General features: G+C 63.9%; 20 protein-coding genes and 1 riboswitch. Of the genes, 11 read left to right on the top strand and 9 right to left on the bottom strand.

Going from position 1 to position 22,846, the window contains the following annotated elements:
• Positions 1–3: 3 nt before the first annotated feature.
• Positions 4–1,092, bottom strand: coding sequence for an ABC transporter ATP-binding protein (locus tag EOC93_RS01235; protein ID WP_095483793.1), 1,089 nt, complete (start codon positions 1,090–1,092; stop codon positions 4–6).
• 261 nt (positions 1,093–1,353) lie between these two features.
• Here EOC93_RS01235 and EOC93_RS01230 point away from each other — a divergent pair, with 261 nt between their 5' ends.
• Complete coding sequence (locus EOC93_RS01230; protein WP_095483792.1) at positions 1,354–2,067, top strand: GntR family transcriptional regulator; 714 nt, start codon at positions 1,354–1,356, stop codon at positions 2,065–2,067.
• 180 nt (positions 2,068–2,247) lie between these two features.
• Here the strand turns inward: EOC93_RS01230 and EOC93_RS01225 are convergent, their stop codons facing one another.
• The 8 genes from EOC93_RS01225 to EOC93_RS01190 form a co-directional block, all read right to left on the bottom strand.
• Positions 2,248–2,850 (bottom strand): HupE/UreJ family protein, encoded by a 603-nt coding sequence (locus EOC93_RS01225; RefSeq protein ID WP_206532206.1) that lies wholly within the window; start codon positions 2,848–2,850, stop codon positions 2,248–2,250.
• 37 nt (positions 2,851–2,887) lie between these two features.
• Complete coding sequence (locus EOC93_RS01220) at positions 2,888–3,406, bottom strand: hypothetical protein (protein WP_095483790.1); 519 nt, start codon at positions 3,404–3,406, stop codon at positions 2,888–2,890.
• 2 nt (positions 3,407–3,408) lie between these two features.
• Positions 3,409–4,617 carry an agmatinase family protein gene (locus EOC93_RS01215; RefSeq protein WP_095483789.1) on the bottom strand — a complete coding sequence of 403 codons (1,209 nt, stop codon included), beginning with the start codon at positions 4,615–4,617 and terminating at the stop codon, positions 3,409–3,411.
• Between the two features lie 12 nt (positions 4,618–4,629).
• Entirely contained in the window at positions 4,630–5,439 is an 810-nt protein-coding gene (locus EOC93_RS01210; protein ID WP_095483788.1) for an ATP-binding cassette domain-containing protein, read from the bottom strand.
• On the bottom strand, positions 5,436–6,287 hold the full coding sequence (locus EOC93_RS01205) for an ABC transporter permease (protein WP_164547257.1): 852 nt from the start codon (positions 6,285–6,287) through the stop codon (positions 5,436–5,438). The genes EOC93_RS01210 and EOC93_RS01205 overlap by 4 nt, the downstream gene beginning before the upstream one ends.
• A gap of 63 nt (positions 6,288–6,350) precedes the next feature.
• Complete coding sequence (locus EOC93_RS01200; protein WP_127203634.1) at positions 6,351–7,415, bottom strand: putative urea ABC transporter substrate-binding protein; 1,065 nt, start codon at positions 7,413–7,415, stop codon at positions 6,351–6,353.
• 100 nt (positions 7,416–7,515) lie between these two features.
• A riboswitch (guanidine-I (ykkC/yxkD leader) is annotated at positions 7,516–7,630 on the bottom strand.
• A gap of 208 nt (positions 7,631–7,838) precedes the next feature.
• The gene (locus EOC93_RS01195; protein WP_095484007.1) at positions 7,839–9,593 is read right to left on the bottom strand and encodes an adenylate/guanylate cyclase domain-containing protein; all 1,755 of its coding nucleotides are present in this window, start codon (positions 9,591–9,593) and stop codon (positions 7,839–7,841) included.
• A 133-nt stretch (positions 9,594–9,726) separates the two neighbouring features.
• Positions 9,727–10,419, bottom strand: coding sequence for a GntR family transcriptional regulator (locus tag EOC93_RS01190; RefSeq protein ID WP_185928188.1), 693 nt, complete (start codon positions 10,417–10,419; stop codon positions 9,727–9,729).
• A 300-nt stretch (positions 10,420–10,719) separates the two neighbouring features.
• Here EOC93_RS01190 and EOC93_RS01185 point away from each other — a divergent pair, with 300 nt between their 5' ends.
• The 10 genes from EOC93_RS01185 (at position 10,720) to EOC93_RS01140 (ending at position 22,810) form a co-directional block, all read left to right on the top strand.
• Positions 10,720–11,847 carry a BMP family ABC transporter substrate-binding protein gene (locus EOC93_RS01185; protein ID WP_127203633.1) on the top strand — a complete coding sequence of 376 codons (1,128 nt, stop codon included), beginning with the start codon at positions 10,720–10,722 and terminating at the stop codon, positions 11,845–11,847.
• Between the two features lie 58 nt (positions 11,848–11,905).
• Entirely contained in the window at positions 11,906–13,012 is a 1,107-nt protein-coding gene (locus EOC93_RS01180; RefSeq protein ID WP_245329789.1) for an ABC transporter permease, read from the top strand.
• Positions 13,012–13,938 carry an ABC transporter permease gene (locus EOC93_RS01175; RefSeq protein WP_095483782.1) on the top strand — a complete coding sequence of 309 codons (927 nt, stop codon included), beginning with the start codon at positions 13,012–13,014 and terminating at the stop codon, positions 13,936–13,938. The genes EOC93_RS01180 and EOC93_RS01175 overlap by 1 nt, the downstream gene beginning before the upstream one ends.
• 25 nt (positions 13,939–13,963) lie before the next feature.
• Entirely contained in the window at positions 13,964–14,665 is a 702-nt protein-coding gene (locus EOC93_RS01170) for an isochorismatase family cysteine hydrolase (RefSeq protein ID WP_095483781.1), read from the top strand.
• Positions 14,666–14,674: 9 nt separating this feature from the next.
• Positions 14,675–16,201 carry an ABC transporter ATP-binding protein gene (locus EOC93_RS01165; RefSeq protein ID WP_095483780.1) on the top strand — a complete coding sequence of 509 codons (1,527 nt, stop codon included), beginning with the start codon at positions 14,675–14,677 and terminating at the stop codon, positions 16,199–16,201.
• Positions 16,201–16,869 carry an isochorismatase family cysteine hydrolase gene (locus EOC93_RS01160; RefSeq protein ID WP_095483779.1) on the top strand — a complete coding sequence of 223 codons (669 nt, stop codon included), beginning with the start codon at positions 16,201–16,203 and terminating at the stop codon, positions 16,867–16,869. Before EOC93_RS01165 ends, EOC93_RS01160 begins: the two co-directional genes overlap by 1 nt.
• Positions 16,862–17,212, top strand: coding sequence for a cupin domain-containing protein (locus tag EOC93_RS01155; RefSeq protein ID WP_127203632.1), 351 nt, complete (start codon positions 16,862–16,864; stop codon positions 17,210–17,212). The genes EOC93_RS01160 and EOC93_RS01155 overlap by 8 nt, the downstream gene beginning before the upstream one ends.
• Positions 17,209–19,038 (top strand): allophanate hydrolase, encoded by a 1,830-nt coding sequence (gene atzF, locus EOC93_RS01150; protein ID WP_095483777.1) that lies wholly within the window; start codon positions 17,209–17,211, stop codon positions 19,036–19,038. The genes EOC93_RS01155 and atzF overlap by 4 nt, the downstream gene beginning before the upstream one ends.
• Before the next feature lie 185 nt (positions 19,039–19,223).
• Positions 19,224–21,383 carry a di-heme oxidoredictase family protein gene (locus EOC93_RS01145; protein ID WP_245461343.1) on the top strand — a complete coding sequence of 720 codons (2,160 nt, stop codon included), beginning with the start codon at positions 19,224–19,226 and terminating at the stop codon, positions 21,381–21,383.
• Positions 21,380–22,810, top strand: coding sequence for a putative sulfate exporter family transporter (locus EOC93_RS01140; protein ID WP_127203631.1), 1,431 nt, complete (start codon positions 21,380–21,382; stop codon positions 22,808–22,810). The genes EOC93_RS01145 and EOC93_RS01140 overlap by 4 nt, the downstream gene beginning before the upstream one ends.
• Positions 22,811–22,846: the final 36 nt, after the last annotated feature.

Below are 22,846 nucleotides of genomic sequence, written 5' to 3'. Positions count from 1 at the left end.
GGTTCAGGAATCGAGACGGCCAAGGACGATCGCGTCCTCGGGGTCCCAGGCGATCGGCACCGCGTCGCCGACGGCGACCGGCTTGGCGAAAAAGCTGGTGTCGTCGACGATCACCGTGAAATCCTCGATGCCGGCGCCATTGACCGAGAGCTTCACGGTCGAGCCGCGGTATTCGACGTTGGAGACGATGCCGGTGAAACCCAGCCCCACGGCCGGCGGGTCGCCGATCCGCACATGGTCGGTTCGAATGGCGATATCGATCGGCTCGCCGATCGCCTTGCCCTGGCCGCTGGCCGCAAGCGAGGCGCCACCCGGAACATCGAAGACAATCATGCCGTCCCGGCTGCCGCTGACGCGGCCGGAGACGACGTTGTGATCGCCCATGAAACGGGCGACGAAGGCGGTGGCCGGCCGCTCAAAGACGATGCGCGGATGCGCCGCCTGCTCGATGCGGCCGTCGTTCATCACCACGATCAGATCGGCGAGCGCCATCGCCTCTTCCTGGCTATGGGTGACGTGAACGAAGGTGATGCCGAGCGACGTTTGCAGCTTCTTCAGTTCGGCCCGCATCCTGATCTTCAGGAACGGATCGAGTGCCGAGAGCGGTTCGTCGAGCAGCAGCGCCTCGGGGTCGGTGATCAGCGCCCGGGCCAGAGCGACGCGCTGCTGCTGTCCGCCCGAAAGCTGCGCCGGGCGGCGGCCGGCATAGGCTTCCATCTGCATCAGCTTCAGCATGACGAGCGCCTTGGCGCGGCGCTCCTCCTTGCCGACACCCTTCATCTTGAGGCTGAACGCAACATTGTCGATCAGGTCGAGATGCGGAAACAGCGCGTAGGACTGGAACATCATGGCGGTGCCGCGCCTAGCCGGCGGCAGGTCGGTGACCACAATATTGCCGAGCCGCACGTCGCCGCTCGATATGCTCTCGTGCCCGGCAATCATGCGTAACGTCGAGGTCTTGCCGCAGCCGGACGGGCCGAGCAGGCAGCAATAGGTTCCCGCGGGAATTTTCAGGCTGATGTCTTCGACGGCAGTCGTTGCGCCATAGATTTTCGAAACGGACACGATGTCGATTTCGGCGGCTTTGGACATCCGGCTTCCTCTCTAAATCAACTTAAGCAAAGCATCATGCATGCCAATTGCTCCACATCGGCCTCAAGCGATTGAAAGCTTAGGAAAATCAGGATTGCATCCGGCTGGCTGCCGAAACGGCACGCTTGTGCAATGCACAAATTATAGGCGATAGCGGGCGATTCCCGCAAAAATCGTATGCAATCTTTTTTGGGATCGTATTCACTTTGGCCCTCGTGCACGCGACCCGATTCAGGGTAGAAAGGTGCAGGGACTACCATCATGAATATAGCCGACCAGACTTTCCCTGCTGTCGACAATGCCAACGAGGACCGCGCCCAAGCGATCCGCGACCAGTTGCGCGACGCGATCGTCGATCGCCGGCTGGCGCCCGGAACCAAGCTGTCCGAAGGCGAGGTCGGCACTTTGTTCGACGTCAGCCGCACCGTGGCCCGCGCGGCGCTGCAAATGCTCTCCTTCGAAGGTTTGGTGCGGACCGAGCGCAACCGCGGCGCCTTCGTCGCCAATCCGTCGCCGGAGGAAGCGCGCCAGGTTTTTGCTTCGCGCCGGCTGATCGAGCCCGGCATCGCGATCGCCGCGGCCGGGCGCATGACGCCGGCGCATGTCGTTGCGTTCAAGGCCCAGCTCGATGAAGAGGGCCGCTTCATCGCCGAACGCGGACCAAGCGCAAGACGGTCGGAGATCAAGGCTTCTGGCGATTTTCACCTGCTGCTGGCGTCGGTCGCGGGAAACGTCATCCTTCAGCGTTTCATGGAGGAGCTGGTCGCGCGTTCATCGCTGGTGATCGCGCTTTATGGCCGCTCGGGCGTCTCGAGCTGTGGCCATAGCGAGCACATGAATATCCTCGAGGCGCTCGAAAATGGCAATTCCGAACGCGCCAGCGCACTGATGCTGCACCACATCGACCATATCGAGGCCGACCTCGATCTGCGCGTCAGGAGCGGTCCGGCACTCAGACAGGCGCTCGAATTCTGACGGTCATTCCGGAGGGACGCGAAAGACACGCCCCTCAAAGCCGTTCGGCACGGGTTTTCAGGATCTGGTGCAGCATGTCCCGAATGCGCCGCAGCCTCATCAACCATCTCTGGCTCATCTGCTTTCCAGTTCTGTTTGCCCACCGCGCGCCGGTTGCTTCACTCGGAAGAGGTCCCTTACTCAGAAGGCTTGGACCGCCATGGCCATTCCAACCAGCGAGGTGGCGATACCCGCGGTGCGGACCGTCGTCGGCCAACGGGCGAGCGTGAGGACGGACAAGACCCCGATCGCATGCAGCATCGATGTGCCGAGCACGAAGCCCGCAGCGTAGGCGATGCCGCCGGCGCTCTCGGGAATTTCGAGGCCGTGGGCATTGCCGTGGAAGAGGCCGAACAAGGCCGTCAGTGCAGCCGCGGCAGCAAGCGGCAGAGGTCTGGCAAGGCCGATCATGGCGCCGAAGACGACAAGCGACAGCGCGATGCCGGTTTCAAGGGAAGGCAGGCCGATGCCGGCCATGCCGAGCAAGGCTCCGGCGACCATCGCCGAGACAAAGAACAGCGGCACAAGGGCAATGCTGCGCCCGCCGGCGCGGGCGCCAATCATGCCGACCGCGACCATGGCGAGCAGATGATCCATGCCGAGGAGCGGGTGTTCGAGGCCGGCGAAAAGGCCGTGGACGTGAAGGCCGCCGCTATGGGCAAACGCCAGCGACGGTGTGAGGGCGGCCATAGCTGAAAGTGTGCCAAGTCTTGCTAGTGTTTTCATGCCTGCGAATGTTTTCATGGTTGTACCTGTTCGATGAGAGTGACGGGTTCTGGTTTCAGTGCCCGGGAACGGTGAATTGCGAAGCGGCGGAACGGTCCGCGAGAGCGCGCGCCGCGGCGAAGCCGAGAGGCTTTTGCTCACTGCCATCGTGATAGATGAAAGCGAGGCGGCGGCGGTGCGATGTCAGGCGCGCCGGCAACGGGTGATAGGCGACGCCGGTGCCGCCGACGAGCGGCATGACCGCGCCGACATCGACCAGATCCTCGGTCTCGACGCGCAGCAGATGAAGCCGCACGCCGTCCGCCCTCTCACCGACAAACGGTATGCCGGCCAGACGTAGAAAGCTGGACGGGTCCGGCGCCCGCGCAAAGCCTTCGAGGAAAGCGGATTCGACAAGATCGAGGTCGACCGTCGCTGGATCGGCCGGCGGCTCGTGAGCCTGGTCCGGCAGGTGCGGCGTCTGCCATTGCAGCGGCTTGCCCGCGGGCCCGTTGTGGCCGAGCGCGTGCGGATGGTCGTGGTGATGGTGGCCGTCGCCATGGTCGTGACTGTGGTGGTGGTGATCGTCGTGCATGGTCAAAAACTCACCGGTTTGTCGATGATCGATTTATGCTTGCCGAGATTGCCGTGAGCGACCATCGAGCCGAGCGCCTCGACGACGACCCGCACGCCGAACAGCGCTGTGATGTCCGACGTGTCGTAGGGCGGCGAAACCTCGACCACTTCCAGCCCGCAAATGCCCGGCGCCGTCACCAGCCCAAGCAGCTTGAGCGCCTCGCGCGGCAGGAAGCCGCCCGGCTCAGGCCAGCCCGTGCCCGGCACGAAGCCGCAGTCGAGGCTGTCGACGTCGAAGGAGATGTAGACGGCGTCGGTGTCTTTCCATGCGAGCTCGAGCGCGATTTCCGCCGCCTTCTCAAGCCCCATCTGCTCGATGTCGGCAATGGTGAGCACGTTGGTGCCGCGTTTCCTCGCTTCGGCGACGCCGTAGCGGGGAACCTGCCAGCCGCCGATGCCGAGCTGCACGAGATTGGTCGCCGAGACATTCGGCAGGTTGGTCGCCCAGTACCAGGGCGTGGTGTGCATGCGCTCGTCGAGATCCTTTTCCTGGATGTCGATATGGCGGTCGAAATGGATGATGCCGATGCGTTTCGAGGTCACGTCGGCGATGCCGCGCACGCAGGGAAATCCAATCGAATGGTCGCCGCCAAGCATGATCGGCAGCGCGCCGGACGAGGCGACATGGCTGACGCCCTTGGTGATCTGGTCAAAACTCTTTTCGAGATTGGCGGGAATGGTGAAGACGTCGCCGGCATCGCACAGCGTCATCTGCTCGCGCAGGTCGACACCGAGCTCGTAGTTGTATGGCGTGTAGAGCGCCGAGATGCGACGAATGCCTTGCGGGCCGAAGCGGGTCCCCGGCCGGTAGGTGGTGCCGCTGTCGAAAGGAATGCCGATGACGGCGGCATCATATTTGCCGACGTCGCGGACGTTCTCGACATAGGGCGCCTTGAGAAAGGTGTTGATGCCGGCGAAATGCGGCAGCTCGCCGCGCGCGAATGTCGGGATCGACTTGTCGACGATCGACTCCGATCCCGGCAGGCCCATGTCGAGCGCCCATTGCTGCTCCTTGCGCCAGCCGCTTTCCGGCAGCTTTCCCTCGGCCTCGATCGACTTCCAGCCCTGCGTTCCGCGGGCATCGAAATCCGGGTGGTGGAAGCGTTCCCTTGCCTCCCGAGCGACGAGCCCTGCCCGGCGGTGGCTGCGTTCGGGGATATTTCTGAACATACACGGTCTCCGTTACGACGCCGTCGTCGCCATTGCTGTATCCGGCCGGGTCGTCCCGACCATCGCGGCCACCTTGGCCAAGTGATGAGAGGAAGCCCGGGTCTTGCGATCGAGCCTCAAGTCGTAGGTGATCGTCGCGCCATAAGCCGACGGAAACTGCGGATCGTGGCGCACCTTGTCGAAGACCAGCACGCGGGTGCCGAGCTTGAAGGCCTCGCCGATATCGTGGGTGACCATCACCACCGTCATGCCGTGCTCGGTCCAGAGCTCGGTGAGCAGCTCGTGCATCTCGACGCGGATGCCCGGATCGAGCGCACCGAACGGTTCGTCGAGAAGCAGTATCTGCGGCCGGCCGAGCAAGGTCTGCGCAATCGCAAGCCGCTGCTGCATGCCGCCGGAGAGCGATGTCGGATACAGGTCGCGCGCATGGGCAAGCCCGACCCGTTCCAGCATGGTCTCGGCCTCTTGCCTGGCGTTTGCGCGCCTGGCGCCGAAGACGCGGCCAAACGGCCCGCCCGAGCGAAAGTCTTCGACCAGCTGCAGGTTCTGGATGGCGGTCAGATGGGGAAACACCGAATAGCGCTGAAAGACGATGCCACGCTGCGGCGTCGGCTCTGGGACGATCGGGCCATCGCCGACGATGACGACGCCACTGCTCTGCTGCTCCTGGCCGAGCAGGATGCGCAGGAACGTCGATTTTCCGCAGCCGCTGGCGCCGACCAGCGACAGGAATTCGCCGGCTTCGGCAGTGACGTTGACCCGCTCGAGCACGCGGGCATCGCCGTAGCTCTTTTCCAGCCCATGGACGACGATGCGGCTCATCTGGCCTCCACGGGATGCGCCCAAGGGGAGACCGCCCGCGACAGCCGCACCAGCAGCCAATCGGTGATGACGGCAAGCAGCGTGATCCAGGCGACATAGGGCAGGATGACGTCCATCGAGAGATAGCGGCGGACGAGGAAGATGCGGTAACCCAGCCCTTCGGTCGAGGCGATGGCTTCGGCGGCGATCAGGAACAGCCAGGCCGGCCCGAGCGCCAGCCGCACGCAAGTGATGAGGCGCGGCATGACTTGCGGCAGCACCAGCCGCAAGACCATGGTCCAGCTGTTGCCACCAAGCGTCTGTGCCTTGGCCACCAGTTCGGACGGCAACTCCATCACCCGGTTGGCGATGTCGCGCACCATCACCGGCGCGACGCCAAGGGCGATCAGCGTGATCTTGGCCGTTTCGCCGAGGCCGAGCGCGATGAACAGGATAGGCAGCAGCGCCAGCGGAGGGATGACGCAGACGACGGTGACGAAGGGCAGCAGGAAGGCCCGCACCCGTGGAATGAAGCCGATGGCGACGCCGAGCGAAAGCGCCGCGAAGGTGGCAACACCCACGCCGGCGAACAGCCTGAGGAGACTGGCATAGGTGTCGACCCACAGGATGAGATCGCCCGAGCGTTTGTCCGGAACCGTGGCAAGGTCAAGAAAGGCCGACCACATCTGTGCCGGCGAAGGCAGCAGCTTATCGCTGGGATTGACCGCCAGTCGTTGCGCCGAGGCGATCAGATAGGCGATCGCCACGAACAAGAACGGCAAGCCGCCGAGGAACAAGGCGCTGCCGCGCGAGACCTTCGCATTGATCATGCGAAGGCGCACCTTCGGCCTTGGCCGGGAAGGACGCATGCCCTCCCCGCCCGTTTCGGAGACTGTATTCATGTCGCTCGGTCCCCTGGCCAACATGTCGTGTCAGGGCGTTGCGGTTGCGGCCTCGGCCATAAAGGCTGGATCGAAACGCAGCTTGACGTTTTTGGCGTCGCCCAGCGTGGATCCGTCGGGAAAGCTCATGCCGATCACGTCGACACTCGCCGCGTTGGTGCCGAGAATGCCGTGGCTGAACAGGAAGTTGCGGACAAGATCCATCGTCTTCGGCAATTCGGCGCCGTTGGTGAACTCGACCGCCTTGGCAGGGTCGAAGAACATCGCCGTCGAGGCGAGCTGCGCGTCGAAGCCGGCGAGGTCCGTGCCGGACGCCTTGGCCATCTCCTCCTTGGCTGCCTTGCCTTCCGGCGTGTCGGAGGTCATCAGGTCCATCGCTTCGTACCATGCGCCGACAAGCGCCTTGCCCAGCGCTGGATTGTCCTTCAGCGTCTCGGTGTTGACGACCATCATGTCGATGATCTCGCCGGGAATCTGCGAGGAATCGAACACTTTGCGAGCACCCGGCATGGCGGTGATCTCGGAAACCAGTGGGTTCCAGGTGACGACGGAGGTGACGTCGCTGGTGCCATAGGCGGCGACCATGTCGGCGTCGGATGTGTTGACGACGGTGATGTCCTTCTCGGCGAGCTTGACCGTGTCCAGCGCCCGCGCCAGCAGGTAATGCGAGACGGAGAGCTCGACGAGATTGACCTTCTGGCCGGCAATATCGGCGAGCGCGGACTTGTCCTTGAGGATCACCGCATCATTGCCGTTGGAGAAGTCGCCGATGATCACGGCGGTGGTGTCGACGCCGCCGCCAGCGGGGATCGACAGCGCGTCCATGTTGGTCATCGAACAGCCGTCGAAGCCGCCGGCGGTGTACTGGTTGATGCTTTCGACATAGTCGTTGATGCGGGTGATTTCGACATTGATGCCGTATTTGTCGGCCCATTTCTTCATGATGCCGCTGTCTGAGAGATAGCCCCACGGCATCCAGCCGACATAGATCGACCAGCATATCTTGAAGTCTTTCTTGGGCGCCGCGTCGGCGGCGGAAATCATGGGAAGGCTGAGTGATGCGGCTAGGATGATTGCGGCCAGCTTGCGAAGCATTGCGTACCCCTGTTCGCGATCCGGATTGCGTCCGGACTTTATGTTGGGGTTTACGGAGCGCGCATCCGGGAGAGGTTCGCGCCAGCAAACCCGTGCAGGGTTCTCCCGGGATTTTGGCCCGCCGTGTTCCGCCGGATGCCTCAGTGCACCCCTGGCGGTCGCATCTCTTGGACCAGCACCGCTTTGTCGCGGCCGGAACCCTAGACGCTCTGCACATCACCAACGATGCAAGGAGCATGCCAATGCCGAATTATGCCAAAAGGCCGGCATCTGTGGGCCTGTGCGGCTTCGAGCATTCGCACGAGTGACGCGAAAATCATCGCATCGCCGACGGATTGGGCAGTTTGCCTGATTGCTAGTGGTCCCGCTTGACATAAGAGTCCGACGGGAGATTCTCTTTGACGCGTGCGACTCGATGCCTACTCACTGGGGGAGGCCAGCGAGACGGAGGCTCTCAGCGAGGTATTGGACGTGCGGACCACGCTGGGCGGTTATCTCTAGCCAGGTCCTCACAGTAAAGCTTGGGCTTTCCGCCAGTATGCCTGCCACCACCCGTCGCGCTTCTTCAACTAGCCCGAGGCGAGCGTACGAGGCGGCGAGCACCCGCCGCACGAATGGAGGAGGTTCTGGATGTTCTCGCATGGCGCGGAGAGACCATTCCAATGCCATCTCGTGCCTTCTTGCCGCAAGGTGGCACTCAGCAATCGAGGCATGAAAAAGGTACAACAGCGGGTCGAACGGGCTCAATCGCATTGCCCTTTCCAACGAAGGGATCCCATCAAGTCCGATCCAGGAAGTCACCCAACCTTTTGCTGCCCAGGCCTGTGCGGAATTATGGTCGATTGCCAACGAGCGCTCGATCAGCTCGAGAGCATGTTCATGTTCGTGTACGACACTTGCGAGCGCCGTAGCGGATGCCCACAGTACGGCTGGATCTTCCATATCGAGCTTGAGCGCTTCCCTGGCAAACCGAACACACAACTCCTGCTGGTCGGGCCGCCAAGAGTGCCAACCCGAATTCTTGCTGAACATCAAAGACCAGGCCGCCATCGCGTAGGCATACGCATAAGAAGGATCGACGGCGGTTGCTTTTTGAAGGAGATCGTGGGCGATTGCACTCCTTTCGGGCGACCCTGACCAGGCATGTGGCAGGGCACGCAGAACAAAGTCGTAAGCAGTCAAATCTTCGGTTCGCTTTCGCGACGTGCGATCGATTTCCGCTCGCTGAAGCTTCGGAGCGATCGCACCGACCACGCTCTGGGTCACCCCATCTTGCAGTTCGAATACGTCTTCGAGACTGCCATCAAAGCGATCAGCCCAGACATGATTCCCGCTTTCCGCCTCGATGAGCTGTCCCGTGATCCTGACCCGATTGCCCGCCTTGCGGACACTCCCTTCCAGCACGTAACGCACGCCGAGTTCGAGCCCGACCTGCTTCACATTGACCGCTTTGCCTTTGTAGGTGAAACTCGAATTCCGCGCGATCACGAAGAAGCTGCGCACCCGGGACAGCGCCGCTATGATGTCCTCCACCATGCCGTCGCTAAAATACTCCTGCTCCGGATCGCCGCTCATGTTAGTGAACGGCAGAACGGCAATCGACGGCTTGTCGGGAAGCGCCAAGGCAGGCCGCGCCATCGCCGCTTCGCGGTCCGGCCGCAGTCGGTAGATCCGCACCCGCTCGGCGATGTTCTTGAGTTGCTGCTCGCCGAGATCATCGAATCCGAGCTTCACCTTGCCCCGGACGTGGTTGAAGACAGTGCGAGAGACGACGATGCTCCCAGCATCAGCCAAGGCCTCGAGCCGAGCCGCGATGTTGACTCCATCACCATAGAGATCGCCGCCTTCGACCATCACGTCGCCCAGGTTGATTCCGACGCGCAGCACAATCCGGGAATCTTGGGGCACGTCGGCGTTGGCAGCTGCCATCGCGTTCTGGAGCTCGACCGCGCATTGGACAGCATTCACGGCGCTGGCAAATTCCACCAGCACCCCGTCACCCATCAGCTTGACGATGCGGCCATTATGCTTGGCGAGCAGTGGCTGTAGGATGTCTTTGCGACGGGACTTGATGGCAACAAGGGTCCCAGCCTCGTCCCGCTCCATGAGGCGGCTGTAGCCGACCACATCGGCTGCCAATATCGCAGCAAGGCGGCGTTGGACGCGTTCTTCTGCCATGTCATGCATCAGCCTTCGGAGGCCCACGGGACCGGGATTGTATTGGGGGCCACGCTGCGAGTCCATTGGGCGAGAGTCTGCGATGGGGTGGGTCGGAAAACGTCTTCCACGTCGGGTACCGAGCGTCAGATTTTCACTTGTAGGAAGACACTCCGATCGAATCCGTCTCCGACTTCATCGGGTCAACCGCGGCAAAAACGGCGCTCGCCTCGCTGACGATCGAAACATGATCCTTGGCTGCGTTTCCCGCGGCGGCGCCGTCACCGCGCATGATCGCGGTAACGATGACGTCGTGTTCCTGCCAGGATTTGGCCAGGCGGCCCGGCAGCATGAATTGCGCGCGCCGGAACGGCGCCAGCCGGCTGCGCGTCATGACGGTCAGTTCATAGATGTGCTTGCTGTGCGCGCCGCGATAGAGCCGGGTGTGGAACTCGGTGTTGAAATACTCATAATCCTCCTCCGCAGCCAACTGCACAAGGCGCGCCGATGCCTGATGCTCGACCTCGAGCGCGCGGCGCTCGCCGGCGGTCATGCGCTCGGCCGAGAACCGCGCGCAGATCGCTTCAAGCTCGGCCATGCTCTCGAACATCGAGGCGAGATGCTCCTGCGTCACCACGGCGACGGTGGCGCCCCGGTTGGGCCGCCTTTCGACCAGCCCCATGGCGCTCAGCCGGCCAAGCGCCTCCCTGACGGGGGTGCGCGAGACATCGAAACGGGCCGCCAGCGAGGCCTCGTCGAGCTTTTCGCCGGGGCGCAGGAAGCCGGTGACGATCCGGTCACCGATCGCCCTCACCATCTGATCGACGGTCGTGCCCGACCTGATCAAGCTGCGCTTCCCCGACAATTCTCCTCCGTCCAGTCTGTTCGCGGCTATGCGGCAAGCGGCTCGCCGGCCAGTTTCGACTCGGGCGCGCCTCTCTATGCCTCTATTTTAATCTACATGTCAAACTGGCTATTTGAAAGGCAAAAAGTGTATGCAATTGCCTTTCGCTTGAGCAGGGCGGCTCGGCACATCCGCTGATTTCATTGAATAAATTTTATGTTTTGAACTGGCACACCGATTGCATGCACTTTCGTGAGAAGGGAATTAATCGACCCGGAAAAGGGTCCAACAGGGAGCATTCACATGACCGAGAGATTCATGCTTAGCCGCCGCGATCTGCTCAAGACCTCCGCCGCCGGAGCGGCGCTCGGTCTGGCCTCGGCGTCATTTCCGATCAGCAGGGCGTTCGCCGCGGCCGCCACTGTCGGCTTCATCTATGTCGGGCCGAAGGACGACTACGGCTATAACCAGGCGCATGCCGAAGGTGCCGCGACATTGAAGGCCGTCGAGGGCATCTCCGTTGTCGAGGAGGAGAACGTCCCCGAGACGGTCGATGTCCAGAAGACGATGGAATCGATGATCAACCTCGACGGCGCCTCGCTGATCTTTCCAACCTCGTTCGGCTATTTCGATCCGCACATGCTGGCCATGTGCGCGAAATTCCCCGACGTTCAGTTTCGCCATTGCGGCGGCATGTGGAACAAAGACAAGCATCCGATGAATGCCGGTTCCTATTTCGGCTATATCGGCATGGGCCAGTATCTCAACGGCGTCGCCGCCGGTCATGCCACCAAGACCAAGAAGATCGGCTTCGTCGCGGCAAAACCCATTCCGCAGGTCCTGCTCAACATCAATTCCTTCCTGCTTGGCGCACGCTCGGTCGACCCGGCAATCACCTGCCAGGTGATCTTCACCGGCGAATGGTCGCTGGCGGTCAAGGAGGCGGAAGCCACCAATGCGCTGGTCGATCAAGGCGCCGACGTCATCACCTGCCATGTCGACAGCCCGAAAGTGGTGGTCGAGACGGCGGCGGGGCGCGGCGCCTTCATCTGTGGCTACCACGCCAACCAGAGCCCGCTGGCGCCCGAAAAATATCTGACCGGCGCGGAATGGAACTGGGCAAAAGTCTACAAGATGTTCGTCGATGACCTCATGGCCGGCAAGCCGCTGCCCAATTTCACGCGCGGCGGACTGGCCGACGGCTTCGTCAAGATGAGCCCGCTCGGTCCCGCCGTCAGCGAGGCGGCGCGCGCGCAGTTCGACGGCACGCTCGCCGAGATGATGAAGGGCGGCTTTTCGGTCATCAAGGGTCCCCTGAAGAACAACAAGGGCGATGTCGTCGCAACCGAAAGCCAGACGTTCGTCGAGACCGCGATCGAGCTGGAAAGCATGGACTATCTCGTCGAAGGTGTCGTCGGCTCGACCGCTTGATCATGCATCGGAGACGGGGGCCATGGCAGACACGGTGAGCAGCGCGGGCGCGCCAGCGATGTTCGGCGCCAAAAGCTATCCGGCGGCGCTCGAATGGATCGCCCGGCGAGCGGAAGCCTTCGTCATCCCGCTCGCGGCGCTGATCGTCGGCATGGCCCTGTTCAGCCTGTTCATCGCGCTGGTCGGCAAGTCGCCCGTGCAGCTCTATGAAACGATGTGGCGCGGCGGCTTCGGCTCGTGGTTCTCGATCCAGAACTCGCTGTCGCGGGCCGCACCCCTGCTGCTTGCGGCGCTCTGCGTGGCGCTGCCGGCCCGGCTCGGCCTCGTCGTCATCGGCGGCGAAGGCGCGATCGTGCTGGGCGGCGTTGCCGCGGCCGCCATGGGCGTCGCCACCAGCGGCGCGCCCGCCTTTTTCGTTGTTCTTGCCATGGGCGTGGCGGGCCTGGCCGCCGGCGGCATCTGGATCGGTGCCGTCGGCGCGCTACGCCACTACCGTGCCGTCAACGAGACCATATCGAGCCTTTTGATGGCCTATATCGCCATCGCGCTGATGAACCATCTGGTGGAAGGACCGCTGCGCGATCCCGCCTCGCTCAACAAGCCCTCGACCGAGCCGCTGGCGGAGGCCTACCGCATCGGCAACATTCCGGGCATGGACGTGCATTGGGGCCTCGTCGTCGGCGTCATCGCCTGCATTCTGTCCTGGCTGCTGATCGAAAAGACCCGCTGGGGGTTCGCCGCCCGCATCGCCGGCGGCAATGTCAGGGCGGCCCAGGTGCAGGGACTTGCGGTCGGACCGCTGATCGTCGGTTTCACCGCGCTGGCCGGCGGTTTCGCCGGCCTTGCCGGCATGCTGGAAGTCGCCGCCGTGCAAGGCAGCGCCAACGCCTCGCTCGCCGCCGGTTATGGGTATACCGGTATCCTCGTCGCCTTCCTCGCCCGCCACAATCCGCTCGCCATCATCCCGGTCGCCTTCCTGCTTGGCGGCATCGACGCCTCCGGCGGGCTGATCCAGCGCCGCATGGACCTGCCCGACGCCACCGTGCTGGTGCTGCAAGGCATGCTCTTCGTCGTCATCCTGTTCAGCGAAACCTTCTACGGCCGCTTCAAGGCCTTCAATCCCGACCTCTGGCAGAGGCCAGTTCTTTTGAAGGGGACTGCGTGATGGACTCGACCGAGATCGGCCTCTGGGGCGTTCCGCTCGCCATGCTCGGCGGCGCTATTCGCGTGTCGACCCCCTTCATCTTCGTGTCGCTGGGCGAAGCCATCACCGAGCGTTCGGGGCGCATCAACCTCGGCCTCGAAGGCACGCTGGTCTTCGGCGCGATGACCGCCTATGCCGTGGCGGTGATGACCGGCTCGCCATGGCTCGGTCTGCTGGCCGCCGCAGCCGCCGGTCTTTGTTTCGGCCTGTTCCACGGCTGGATCTGCAAATTCCGTGGGGTCAACGACATCGCCATCGGCATTGCGCTAATGCTGTTCGGCTCGGGTCTCGCCTTCTTCTTCGGCAAGCCGTTCATCCAGCCCTCGGCGCCCGACCTGCCGGCGATCCCCTTTGGCGGCTGGTCCGATGTTCCGCAGGTGCAGGCGGCGCTCAACGTCAACGTGCTGTTCCTGATCGGCGCAGCACTTGCCGTGTTCCTGTGGTGGGCTTTCCGCAACACCCGCGCCGGTCTGATCCTGCGCGTGGTCGGCGACAGTTCCGACGCCGCGCGCGCCATGGGCCTCAACCCGAACACGGTGCGCCTCCTCGCCACCGGCCTCGGCGGCGCGCTGGCCGGAATCGGCGGCGCCTACCTGTCGCTCTACTATCCCGGCAGTTGGACCGAAGGCATTTCGTCGGGCCAGGGGCTGATGGCGGTGGCGCTGGTCATCTTCGCGCGCTGGAACCCGCTTGGCTGCTTTGCCGCGGCGCTATTGTTCGGCGGCGCCGGCGCGCTGGGGCCGGCGCTGCAATCGGTCGGCGTCACGCAAGGCTACTATCTATTCTACGCCGCACCCTACATTCTCACGCTCATCATCATGATCGCCACCTCGTCGCCGAGCCGTTCGCTCGCCGGCGCGCCGGGCGAACTGTCGATCACCAAATGACGTTTCCAGACTGGAGTTTTGCTCAATGAACGCCAGAGCCGAGGTCACGCAGCGCTACATCGACGCCGATCCCTATCCATGGCCCTACAATGGCGAGCTCCGGCCCGACAACACGGCGCTGATCATCATCGACATGCAGACCGACTTTTGTGGGCCGGGCGGCTATGTCGACCATATGGGCTACGACCTTTCGCTGGTGCGTGCGCCGATCGAGCCGATCAAGTCGGTGTTGTCGGCCATGCGGGCGAAGGGCTACACCATCATTCATACGCGCGAGGGCCACCGGCCCGATCTCGCCGACCTGCCGGCCAACAAGCGCTGGCGCTCACGCCGCATCAATGCCGGCATCGGCGATCCCGGACCTTGCGGACGCATCCTGGTGCGCGGCGAGCCGGGCTGGGACATCATCCCCGATCTCTATCCGGCCGAAGGCGAGCCGATCATCGACAAGCCAGGAAAGGGCTCGTTCTGCGCCACCGACCTGGAGCTGATCCTCAACCAGCGCGGCATCGAAAACATCGTGCTCACCGGCATCACCACTGATGTCTGCGTCCACACGACGATGCGCGAGGCCAATGACCGCGGCTTCGAATGCGTGATGCTGGAGGATTGCTGCGGGGCGACCGACCACGGCAACCATCTGGCTGCGATCAAGATGATCAAGATGCAGGGTGGCGTGTTTGGCGCGGTGTCGAACTCGGCGTCCTTCGTTGCCCAGTTACCATGAGGCTCGACCATGAGTGACCGCAAAAAAGCAGTCGGCGTCGAGACGATCGGCATGACAATGCGCTTCGGCGCCTTCACCGCGCTGGACGACGTGTCGATCAAGGTGCCGGCGGGATCGTTCCATGCGCTGCTTGGCGAAAACGGCGCCGGCAAGTCGACGCTGGTCAAATGCATGATGGGTTTTTATCACCCGACCGCCGGCGACATTCTGGTCGACCGCCGCGAGGTCGCGATCACCAGCCCGAAGGATGCCTCGGCGCTCGGCCTTGGCATGGTCTACCAGCATTTTACCCTGGTCCCGTCGCTGACAGGTGCGGAAAACCTGGTCATCGCCCGCGAAAAGGTGCCGGGGATTATCGACTGGCGCAAGGAGCGCGCCGCACTTGCCCAATTCATGCAGCGGATGCCGTTCAAGTTGCCGCTCGACGTCAAGGTGGCCGAACTTGCCGCCGGCGAGAAACAGAAGCTCGAGATCATCAAACAGCTTTATCTCGGCCGCAGTTTTCTGGTGCTGGACGAGCCGACGTCGGTGCTGACCCCCGGCGAGGCGCAGGAAGTGCTCGGCCTCGTGCGCGGCATGACCAAGGCGGGCGACCTCACCGTATTGATGATCTCGCACAAATTCCATGAGGTGACGGCATTCGCCGACGACATCACGGTGTTGCGCAAGGGCAGACTGACAGGAACAGGGAAAGTCTCGGAACTCTCTCACAAGCGGATGGCGGCGATGATGATCGGCGACCAGCCGATTGCCGCGCTCGACAGCCGCGCTCCAGTGCCTGTCGGCGCCCGGCAAATCCTGACGGTGAAGGCACTGAAGGCGCCCGACCGAACAGGGCTGAAGACAATCCATATCGGCGCGCTTGATGTGAAATCCGGCGAGATCGTCGGCGTCGCCGGTATTTCCGGCAACGGCCAGAAGGAATTTCTCGAAGTCCTTGCCGGACAGCGTGCGCGTGATGCCGGCGACGTGCTGGTGAAGGGCTCGCCCTATGGCGCCAGCCGCGCCGAGGCCCGCACGCTCAACGTGCGCTTCATCCCGGAGGAACCGTTGCGCAATGCCTGCGCGCCAAGGATGACGGTGGCGGAAAACATGGCTTTCCGAACCTTCGACCTGAACGAGGCTGGCAAACCGATCAACTGGATCAAGATGAGTGCCATCAGGGACTATGCGGCCCGCCTAGTCGAGCATTTCAAGGTCAAGACGGCCTCGCTCGCCTCGCCGATTTCGTCGCTCTCCGGCGGCAACGTCCAGCGCGCTGTGCTCGCCCGCGAACTGACCGGCGAGGTCGATCTGCTGATTGTTTCGAATCCGTGCTTCGGACTCGATTTCTCCGCCGTCGCCGAGATCCGCGCCCGCATCATGAAGGCACGCAACGCCGGTGCTGCGGTGCTGCTGATGTCGGAGGACCTCGACGAATTGCTGGAACTCTCCGACCGCATCTTCGTCATGTCCGACGGCGCGCTGGTCTACGAGACGCCGATCGCGCAGGCGAGCGTGCAGACCATCGGCGAGCACATGGCTGGACATCATTGATGGCCGAGATCGACGCGCTGCCGTTTCCGTTTGCTTTCAAGCCTGAGGCGGTGGCGCTGGTCGTCATCGACATGCAGCGCGATTTCGCCGAGCCGGGCGGCTTCGGCGCCAGTCTCGGCAACGACGTCAGCCGGGTGGTGGCGATCGTTCCAACGGTGAAGAGACTGATCGAGGGATTTCGCGCCGCCGGCCTGCCGGTGATCCACACAATGGAGTGCCACAGATCAGACCTCTCGGACCTGCCACCGGCCAAGCGCAACCGCGGCAATCCGTCGATCAGGATCGGCGATGTCGGCCCAATGGGCCGCGTGCTGATCGTCGGCGAGCCGGGAACGGCGATCCTCGACGAGCTTGCCCCGCTGCCTGGCGAAATCGTTATCGAAAAACCTGGCAAGGGCGCGTTCTACGCCACCAGCTTCGGCGAGGACCTGAAGCGGCTCGGCGTGCAGCAACTCGTCTTCGCCGGGGTAACGACGGAAGTCTGCGTGCAGACGACGATGCGCGAGGCCAACGACCGCGGCTATGAATGCCTGCTGGCCGAGGATGCGACGGAGAGCTATTTTCCGGAATTCAAGGCGGCCGCGCTGGCCATGATCAGGGCGCAGGGCGCGATCGTCGGCTGGACGGCGATGACGGACCAGGTGCTCAAGGGAATTGCCGATGCCTAACATTGCATATCCGGCTCTCACCGATGGGGCCTGGCGTGATCTGACATTCGAGCATTTTCGCGAAGGCATCTCGGTGCATTGGCTGCTCAAGGGCGGACCGGCTGAACCGTCCGTCGCGATCCTGAACTATCGGCCCGGCGCCGGCGTGCCGCGCCATCGCCATGTCGGGCTGGAAACCATCGTCGTGCTGGAGGGCATGCAGAGCGACGGGAATGGCGACTATCCTGCCGGAAGCGTGGTGCTGAACCCGGCCGGGACCGAGCATTCGGTGTGGACGAAAGACGGCTGCGTCGTGCTGATCCAGTGGAATCTGCCGGTGATCATTCTGGACGAGACGAAATGAGCGAAATCCGCTTCGATATCGGCAGCCTGCACGCGGCCTATGCCTCCGGCATGTCGGTTGCGACCGTCGTTGAAACCGTGTTTCAGCGCATAGCGGAAGCGGACGATCCCGGCATCTTCATCCATCTGGCAAGCAAGGCCGAGATGCTCGCCGAAGCCGAGGCACTCGGCGGATTCGATCCCGTGGCAAAGCCGCTCTGGGGCGTGCCGTTTGCGGTCAAGGACAACATCGATGTTGCCGGCATGCCGACCACGGCCGGCTGCGCCGAATATGCCTACTTGCCGACGAAAGACGCCACCGTCGTCGCGCATCTGAGGGCGGCCGGCGCGCTGGTCGTCGGAAAAACCAATCTCGACCAGTTCGCCACCGGCCTCGTCGGCGTGCGCACGCCCTATCCGATACCGAGAAACGCGATCGATCCTAAACTGGTGCCGGGCGGCTCCTCGTGCGGCTCGGCCGTGGCGACGGCGCGCGGCATTGTTTCTTTCGCGCTCGGCACCGACACCGCCGGCTCCGGCCGTATCCCCGCCGGCCTCAACAACATCGTCGGGCTGAAGCCGACGGTCGGCGCGCTGTCGGCCGCCGGCGTCGTGCCGGCCTGCCGCACGCTCGACTGCGTCTCCGTCTTCGCGCTCACCGTCGATGACGCCTACAGCGTCTTCAGGGCCGCGGCGGCAAAGGATGACGCCGATCCTTATTCGCGCGTTATCGCGGCGCCGTCGCTCGGTCCGCGTCCACCGGTGCCGTCTGTCGGCATTCCGGCAAAGACGGACCGGCAATTTTTTGGCGACGCCGCCATGCAGGCGGGATTCGAAACGGCGCTGCGGACGCTGGAACAGCTCGGCTGCCGATTGGTAGAAATCCCCTTCGGCGATTTCTACGCCACCGCCAACCTGCTTTACGAAGGCGCATGGGTGGCCGAGCGCTATGCGGCGATCGCGGATTTCATGGAAGCGAACGAAGCAGCCATGCACCCGGTGACGCGCACGATCATTGGCGGCGCGCGAAAACTTTCGGCAACGGATGCTTTCAAGGGCTTTTATGCGCTGCAGGCCTACAAGGCCGGGCTGGCGCCTGTCATCGCCTCGGTCGACCTCTTCTGCGTGCCGACGGCGCCGACGCACTATTCGCTGGCGGCTGTTTTGGCCGATCCGATCGTCACCAACAGCCGGCTCGGCACCTACACTAACTTCGTCAATCTGCTCGACATGTGCGGCATCGCCGTGCCGACGGGCAAGCGCGACGATGGCTTGCCGATGAGCGTCACCTTGCTTGCCGCTGCCGGCAAGGACGCTCTGACGGCGGCGCTCGGCAGCGAGCTCCATGCAGCCGGCGGTCTCGGGCTTGGTGCGACCGGCTGGCCAATGCCTGCCTCATCCGCCAAAACGCCTGATTTCGATGACGCCATGATCGAGCTCGTGGTCGTCGGCGCACATTTGTCGGGGATGCCGCTCAACGGCCAACTCTGCGCGCTGGGCGGCCGAATGAGCAGGATCGCCAAGACAGTTGCTTCCTATCAGCTCTATGCGCTTGCCGGCCAATCCGTGCCGAAGCCGGGGCTGGTGCGCGTTGCCGATGGCAACGGAGCGGCGATCGATGTCGAGGTTTGGCGGCTTTCAGCAGACGCGTTCGGACGGTTCGTGGCCGCGATCCCACCGCCGCTCGGCATAGGCACGATCGAGCTCGATGACGGGACATCGGCCAAAGGCTTCCTGGTCGAAACCGCCGGATTGTCACAGGCTATCGACATTTCGGCCTATGGCGGTTGGCGCAGCTTCATCGCAAAAGCCGGCGGAAATCGACTGGGAACCGCTCCGGCCGGTTGAACGATCGGCGTTCGCGCCGCAACGTCAGCGCGACCTCAAATCATAGCAGCGATGCTCGGCTCGCAGTTGATACGGCGAGCCAGTTACGCCGAATGCCGTAAGCGATCCGTAAGCGCGCGTGGTCGAAACGTTGCACCGTGAGTGGCAGGCGTCACCGAGCGCTTGCGACCGCCGGAGACCTCGCGATGCGAACAGGCAGTGCAGTGGCCCCCACGGATTTCGCCGGGACTCATCAGACCCGGCGATGGTCCGCGCTGTCGGGGTTTTCTGCTCGCTGGAACATGGCGACGGCGGCGATACTTGTCGGCCTGCTGCCGACCTGGGCGTTCGCGGGAGATCAGACCCCCAACTGGCGCCTGAACGCGCGTGTCGTCGCGGTCGGGCTGCCCGACGTGGCCGGCGTGCGCGAGGTGGGCCGCTTTCATGTCGGCGGGCCGATTCCAGGAAATCCGGAATTCCTCATGGCGACGCGCGAAGGGCGGGTGCTCGATCCGCTCAGGGTTCTTGTCGCCGTAGGTAGCAATTTCGGCGCGCCGCCGGGCGATCCAGTATTTGAGGTCGGGACGATCCTGTCCATCGATCCGCGCGCGGGCAAGTCTGCTGGCACCATCATCGTTCCGCAAGATCTCACCGGCAAAGACGCGGATGCGAGGGTTCAGCTCTACACGGCGCAGAGCGAACGGTTTCTCAACCGGCGGTACAATGCCGGGGCTCGAACCGCGCGCCACGCAGCTGCGTCCGGACCGCGATACATTTCCATCAACAACGCGTTCGGAAGGCCCTGGATCGCAAACGCGCCTGGCGGGGTCAATGGCGAGGGCAGCGTCACGGTCGTCGACCCCGACGGTGCGCCACTCGCCAACGCGCCAAGCCGCGAGGCCGGCGGCGTGTTCGCCGGCCGGCATACCGATCGCGAGAATACGCCGAAAGCGCAGCCCAGCGGCTGGCTTGGCAAGCTCATGAATTACCAGGCAAGCGGCCAGCTGACATCAGGCGGAATGCAGACGGGCGCGCTCGGAACGGCGTTTCTCGGTCGATCGCCGGACGGCAGCGGCTTTGCCGTGTTCGCCGCCGTCACCGCGGATGGAAGCGTGGTTCAGATCCACGTCCAGGATGGCGTCGACGGCTTGGCCGGCCCCGGCACGGTAAGCACCGGCCTGGGCACGGTAAGCACCGGCCACGGCATCGGCGACGATCCCGGCGTCATCGGCGTCGCCTTCAAGTGGAACCCGGACCGCGCTCTCTACATCGCCGACCCCGGCCGTGACCGGCTGGTGCTGCTTGAACTGGAGGACGACCGGCGGCATTTCGCGGTCGCCAGGAGCCGCACGATCTCGCTGCCGGAATTCGACCGTCCGGTCGATGTCGCCGCGGCCATTCCCGAGATCGCCAATCCGCAATTCTCGAGCCACACGACGCTGGCTGGCGGGTCTGATCTGTTCGTCGCCAATCGCGGCGACGGCTCGCTGCTGCGCTTGAGCCAGGACGGCCGGCTTCTCGCCCGGGCGACGATCGAGATTCCAGGGCTCGGGCCCCTCGGCCCCGATCGCCTTCGCGCGATCGCGACCTCGGCGGATGCACAGCATATCTGGATAACGATTGGCGGCGAGGTTCCGGGATTTCCGGGCCTCGAAGGGGCGCTCGTCGAGGTTGGGGTCTTCGACGAGCACGGCGCGGCGGCAGCGATGCAGGGGACGCAGGGCGCTGCCGCCGACGCCAATCTTGCGGCGCGCGGAAAAAAGTCGTTCCAGACCGATTTCACGCCGCGCATGGGCCTCGGCCCATTGTTCAATGCAACGTCCTGCGTGGCCTGCCATCCCGGCCCTGGCGGTGCGAGCATCGATGAAAACCACTTTGCGCGCAGAATAGCCCATATGGATCCGGGCTCTGGGCGCACGGTTCCGATCGATCATCCCAACAGTCCGGTCGCCAGACGCCATGCGTTGCGCGATGGCGTGAGGATCGTGTCGGCGGCGATGCCAAGCCAGGCCAATGTGATCTCGCTGCGCATGCCGCTCGCACTCTACGGTATCGCTGGGATCGACGAGATACCCGACAGGGTCATCGAAGCGCAGGCGGTCAGCAAGGGCGACGGCATCAAAGGCCGCGCGCATCATGTCGTCGATGGTCAGGGCGCATCGCGGGTCGGCCGATACGGCTGGAAGGCTGACATAGCCACCCTCGAAGACATGGTAGCGAACGCTTTCGCAAACGAACTCGGCATCACCAGCGCGACTGTCAGCCGCGAGGCGGGCTCGCAGCCGATCGAAGACGATACCGCGCAGATCGAGGCGGTCGCCTTCTATCTGCGAACGCTCCGCCTGCCCGACGGGGCAAAGCCATGAGCCTCGCCCTGACGCTCTCCCATGCGCCCGAAAAAATGCGCCCGGTCTTGCCTGGCGTCATCGTTGCTGCGGCACTTGCCCTTGCGGCCGGCTGGATCGCCGGCGGACTGGGCGAGCCGCTGTCGCGCAACCCGGTCCTCGTCGCCATGCTCTTCGGGCTCATGATCGGCAGCAGCTTCGCCTGTCCAGACGCCTTGCGGCCGGGGCTCGACTTCACCAAGCGCTATTTGCTGCGGCTCGCCGTGGTGCTGGTCGGCTTCCGTATCACGACGCGGCTGTTCCTGGATCTGGGGTTCATGCCGCTCGCGTTGGCGGCCATCGAGCTGATCCTCGTGCTGACGCTGCTCTACGCCATCGCGCGCAAGCTGTTCAGGCTCGACGCCGAGATCGCGCTGCTTGTCGCGGTCGGCAGCGCCGTCTGCGGCGCCGCGGCGATCCTCTCCATGGCCGCGCTGGTGCGTGCGCGCGACCAGAGTGCCGGCATCGCCATCGCCCTGATCACGCTGAGCGGCACCGTGGCGTTGCTCGCCTATCCGGTCATGTTCCTGAGCGGATGGCTGCCGCATCTCGACGACCGCCTCTATGGCGTGTTCGTCGGGGCGAGCATTTTCGAGCTGGCGCAGGTCTACGGCGCCTCCTTCGCCATTTCCGATGGCGCGCTGAACACCGCCACGCTGGTCAAGCTCAGCAAGGTGCTGATGCTCGTCCCGCTTCTGCTCGCCGCCAGCCTGGTCTTTCGCAGCCGCAACAAGGCGCAAGAGGCAGCGCCGATCCCGTTCCCGTGGTTCATCGTCGCGTTCATCGGCGTGGTGATGCTCAATTCGGAGATCACCCTCAATCCGCAACTGCGCCGCGTCATCCTCGATGTCGACCAGTTCCTGTTCCTCATGGTGATGATCGCGCTCGGCATCACCACCCGGGTCAGCCGACTCGGAGAGGCCGGCGGCGCCTGGCGCCTGGTCGGCGTGGGCCTCGTCGGGTTGGTACTGTCGGCGGCGCTGGCCTATGGCGCATTGCTCCCATTCTCGTCGACCTTCCGGACCGCATCGCCTTCATCGAGCCACAGCGCGATGCTCGGCAGCCATGGCGGACGGCTTTTCGCCTCGGTCGGTTGCGCCAAATGCCATGTGCCGGCGCTGGAAGGTGTCAACGGCGAAGTCCGGCTTTATTCCGACCTTTTGCTGCACGACATGGGGCCGGCACTCGACGACAAGATCGTCCAGGGCGATGCCATCGGCGCCGAATGGCGGACCACGCCGCTCGTCGGCATCCGCCTGCGCCAACGCTACCTGCACGACGGCCGCGCGAACACGCTGCGCGATGCCGTCTTCGCCCACGGCGGCACGACGCAGATCGTGCGCGACCGTTTCTTCGACCTGGACGAGACCGACCGCCAGGCGATCCTCGATTTCGTGGCGAAGCTATGATGCGGCCTTGTCACGCCACCACCGTCTTTGACCGGC

Origin of the sequence: Mesorhizobium sp. M6A.T.Ce.TU.002.03.1.1, from assembly GCF_003997275.1 — a bacterium.
GTDB lineage: Bacteria > Pseudomonadota > Alphaproteobacteria > Rhizobiales > Rhizobiaceae > Mesorhizobium > Mesorhizobium mediterraneum.
Note: the sequence above shows the minus strand (reverse complement) of the source record. Positions and strands in the feature narration are given on the sequence as shown.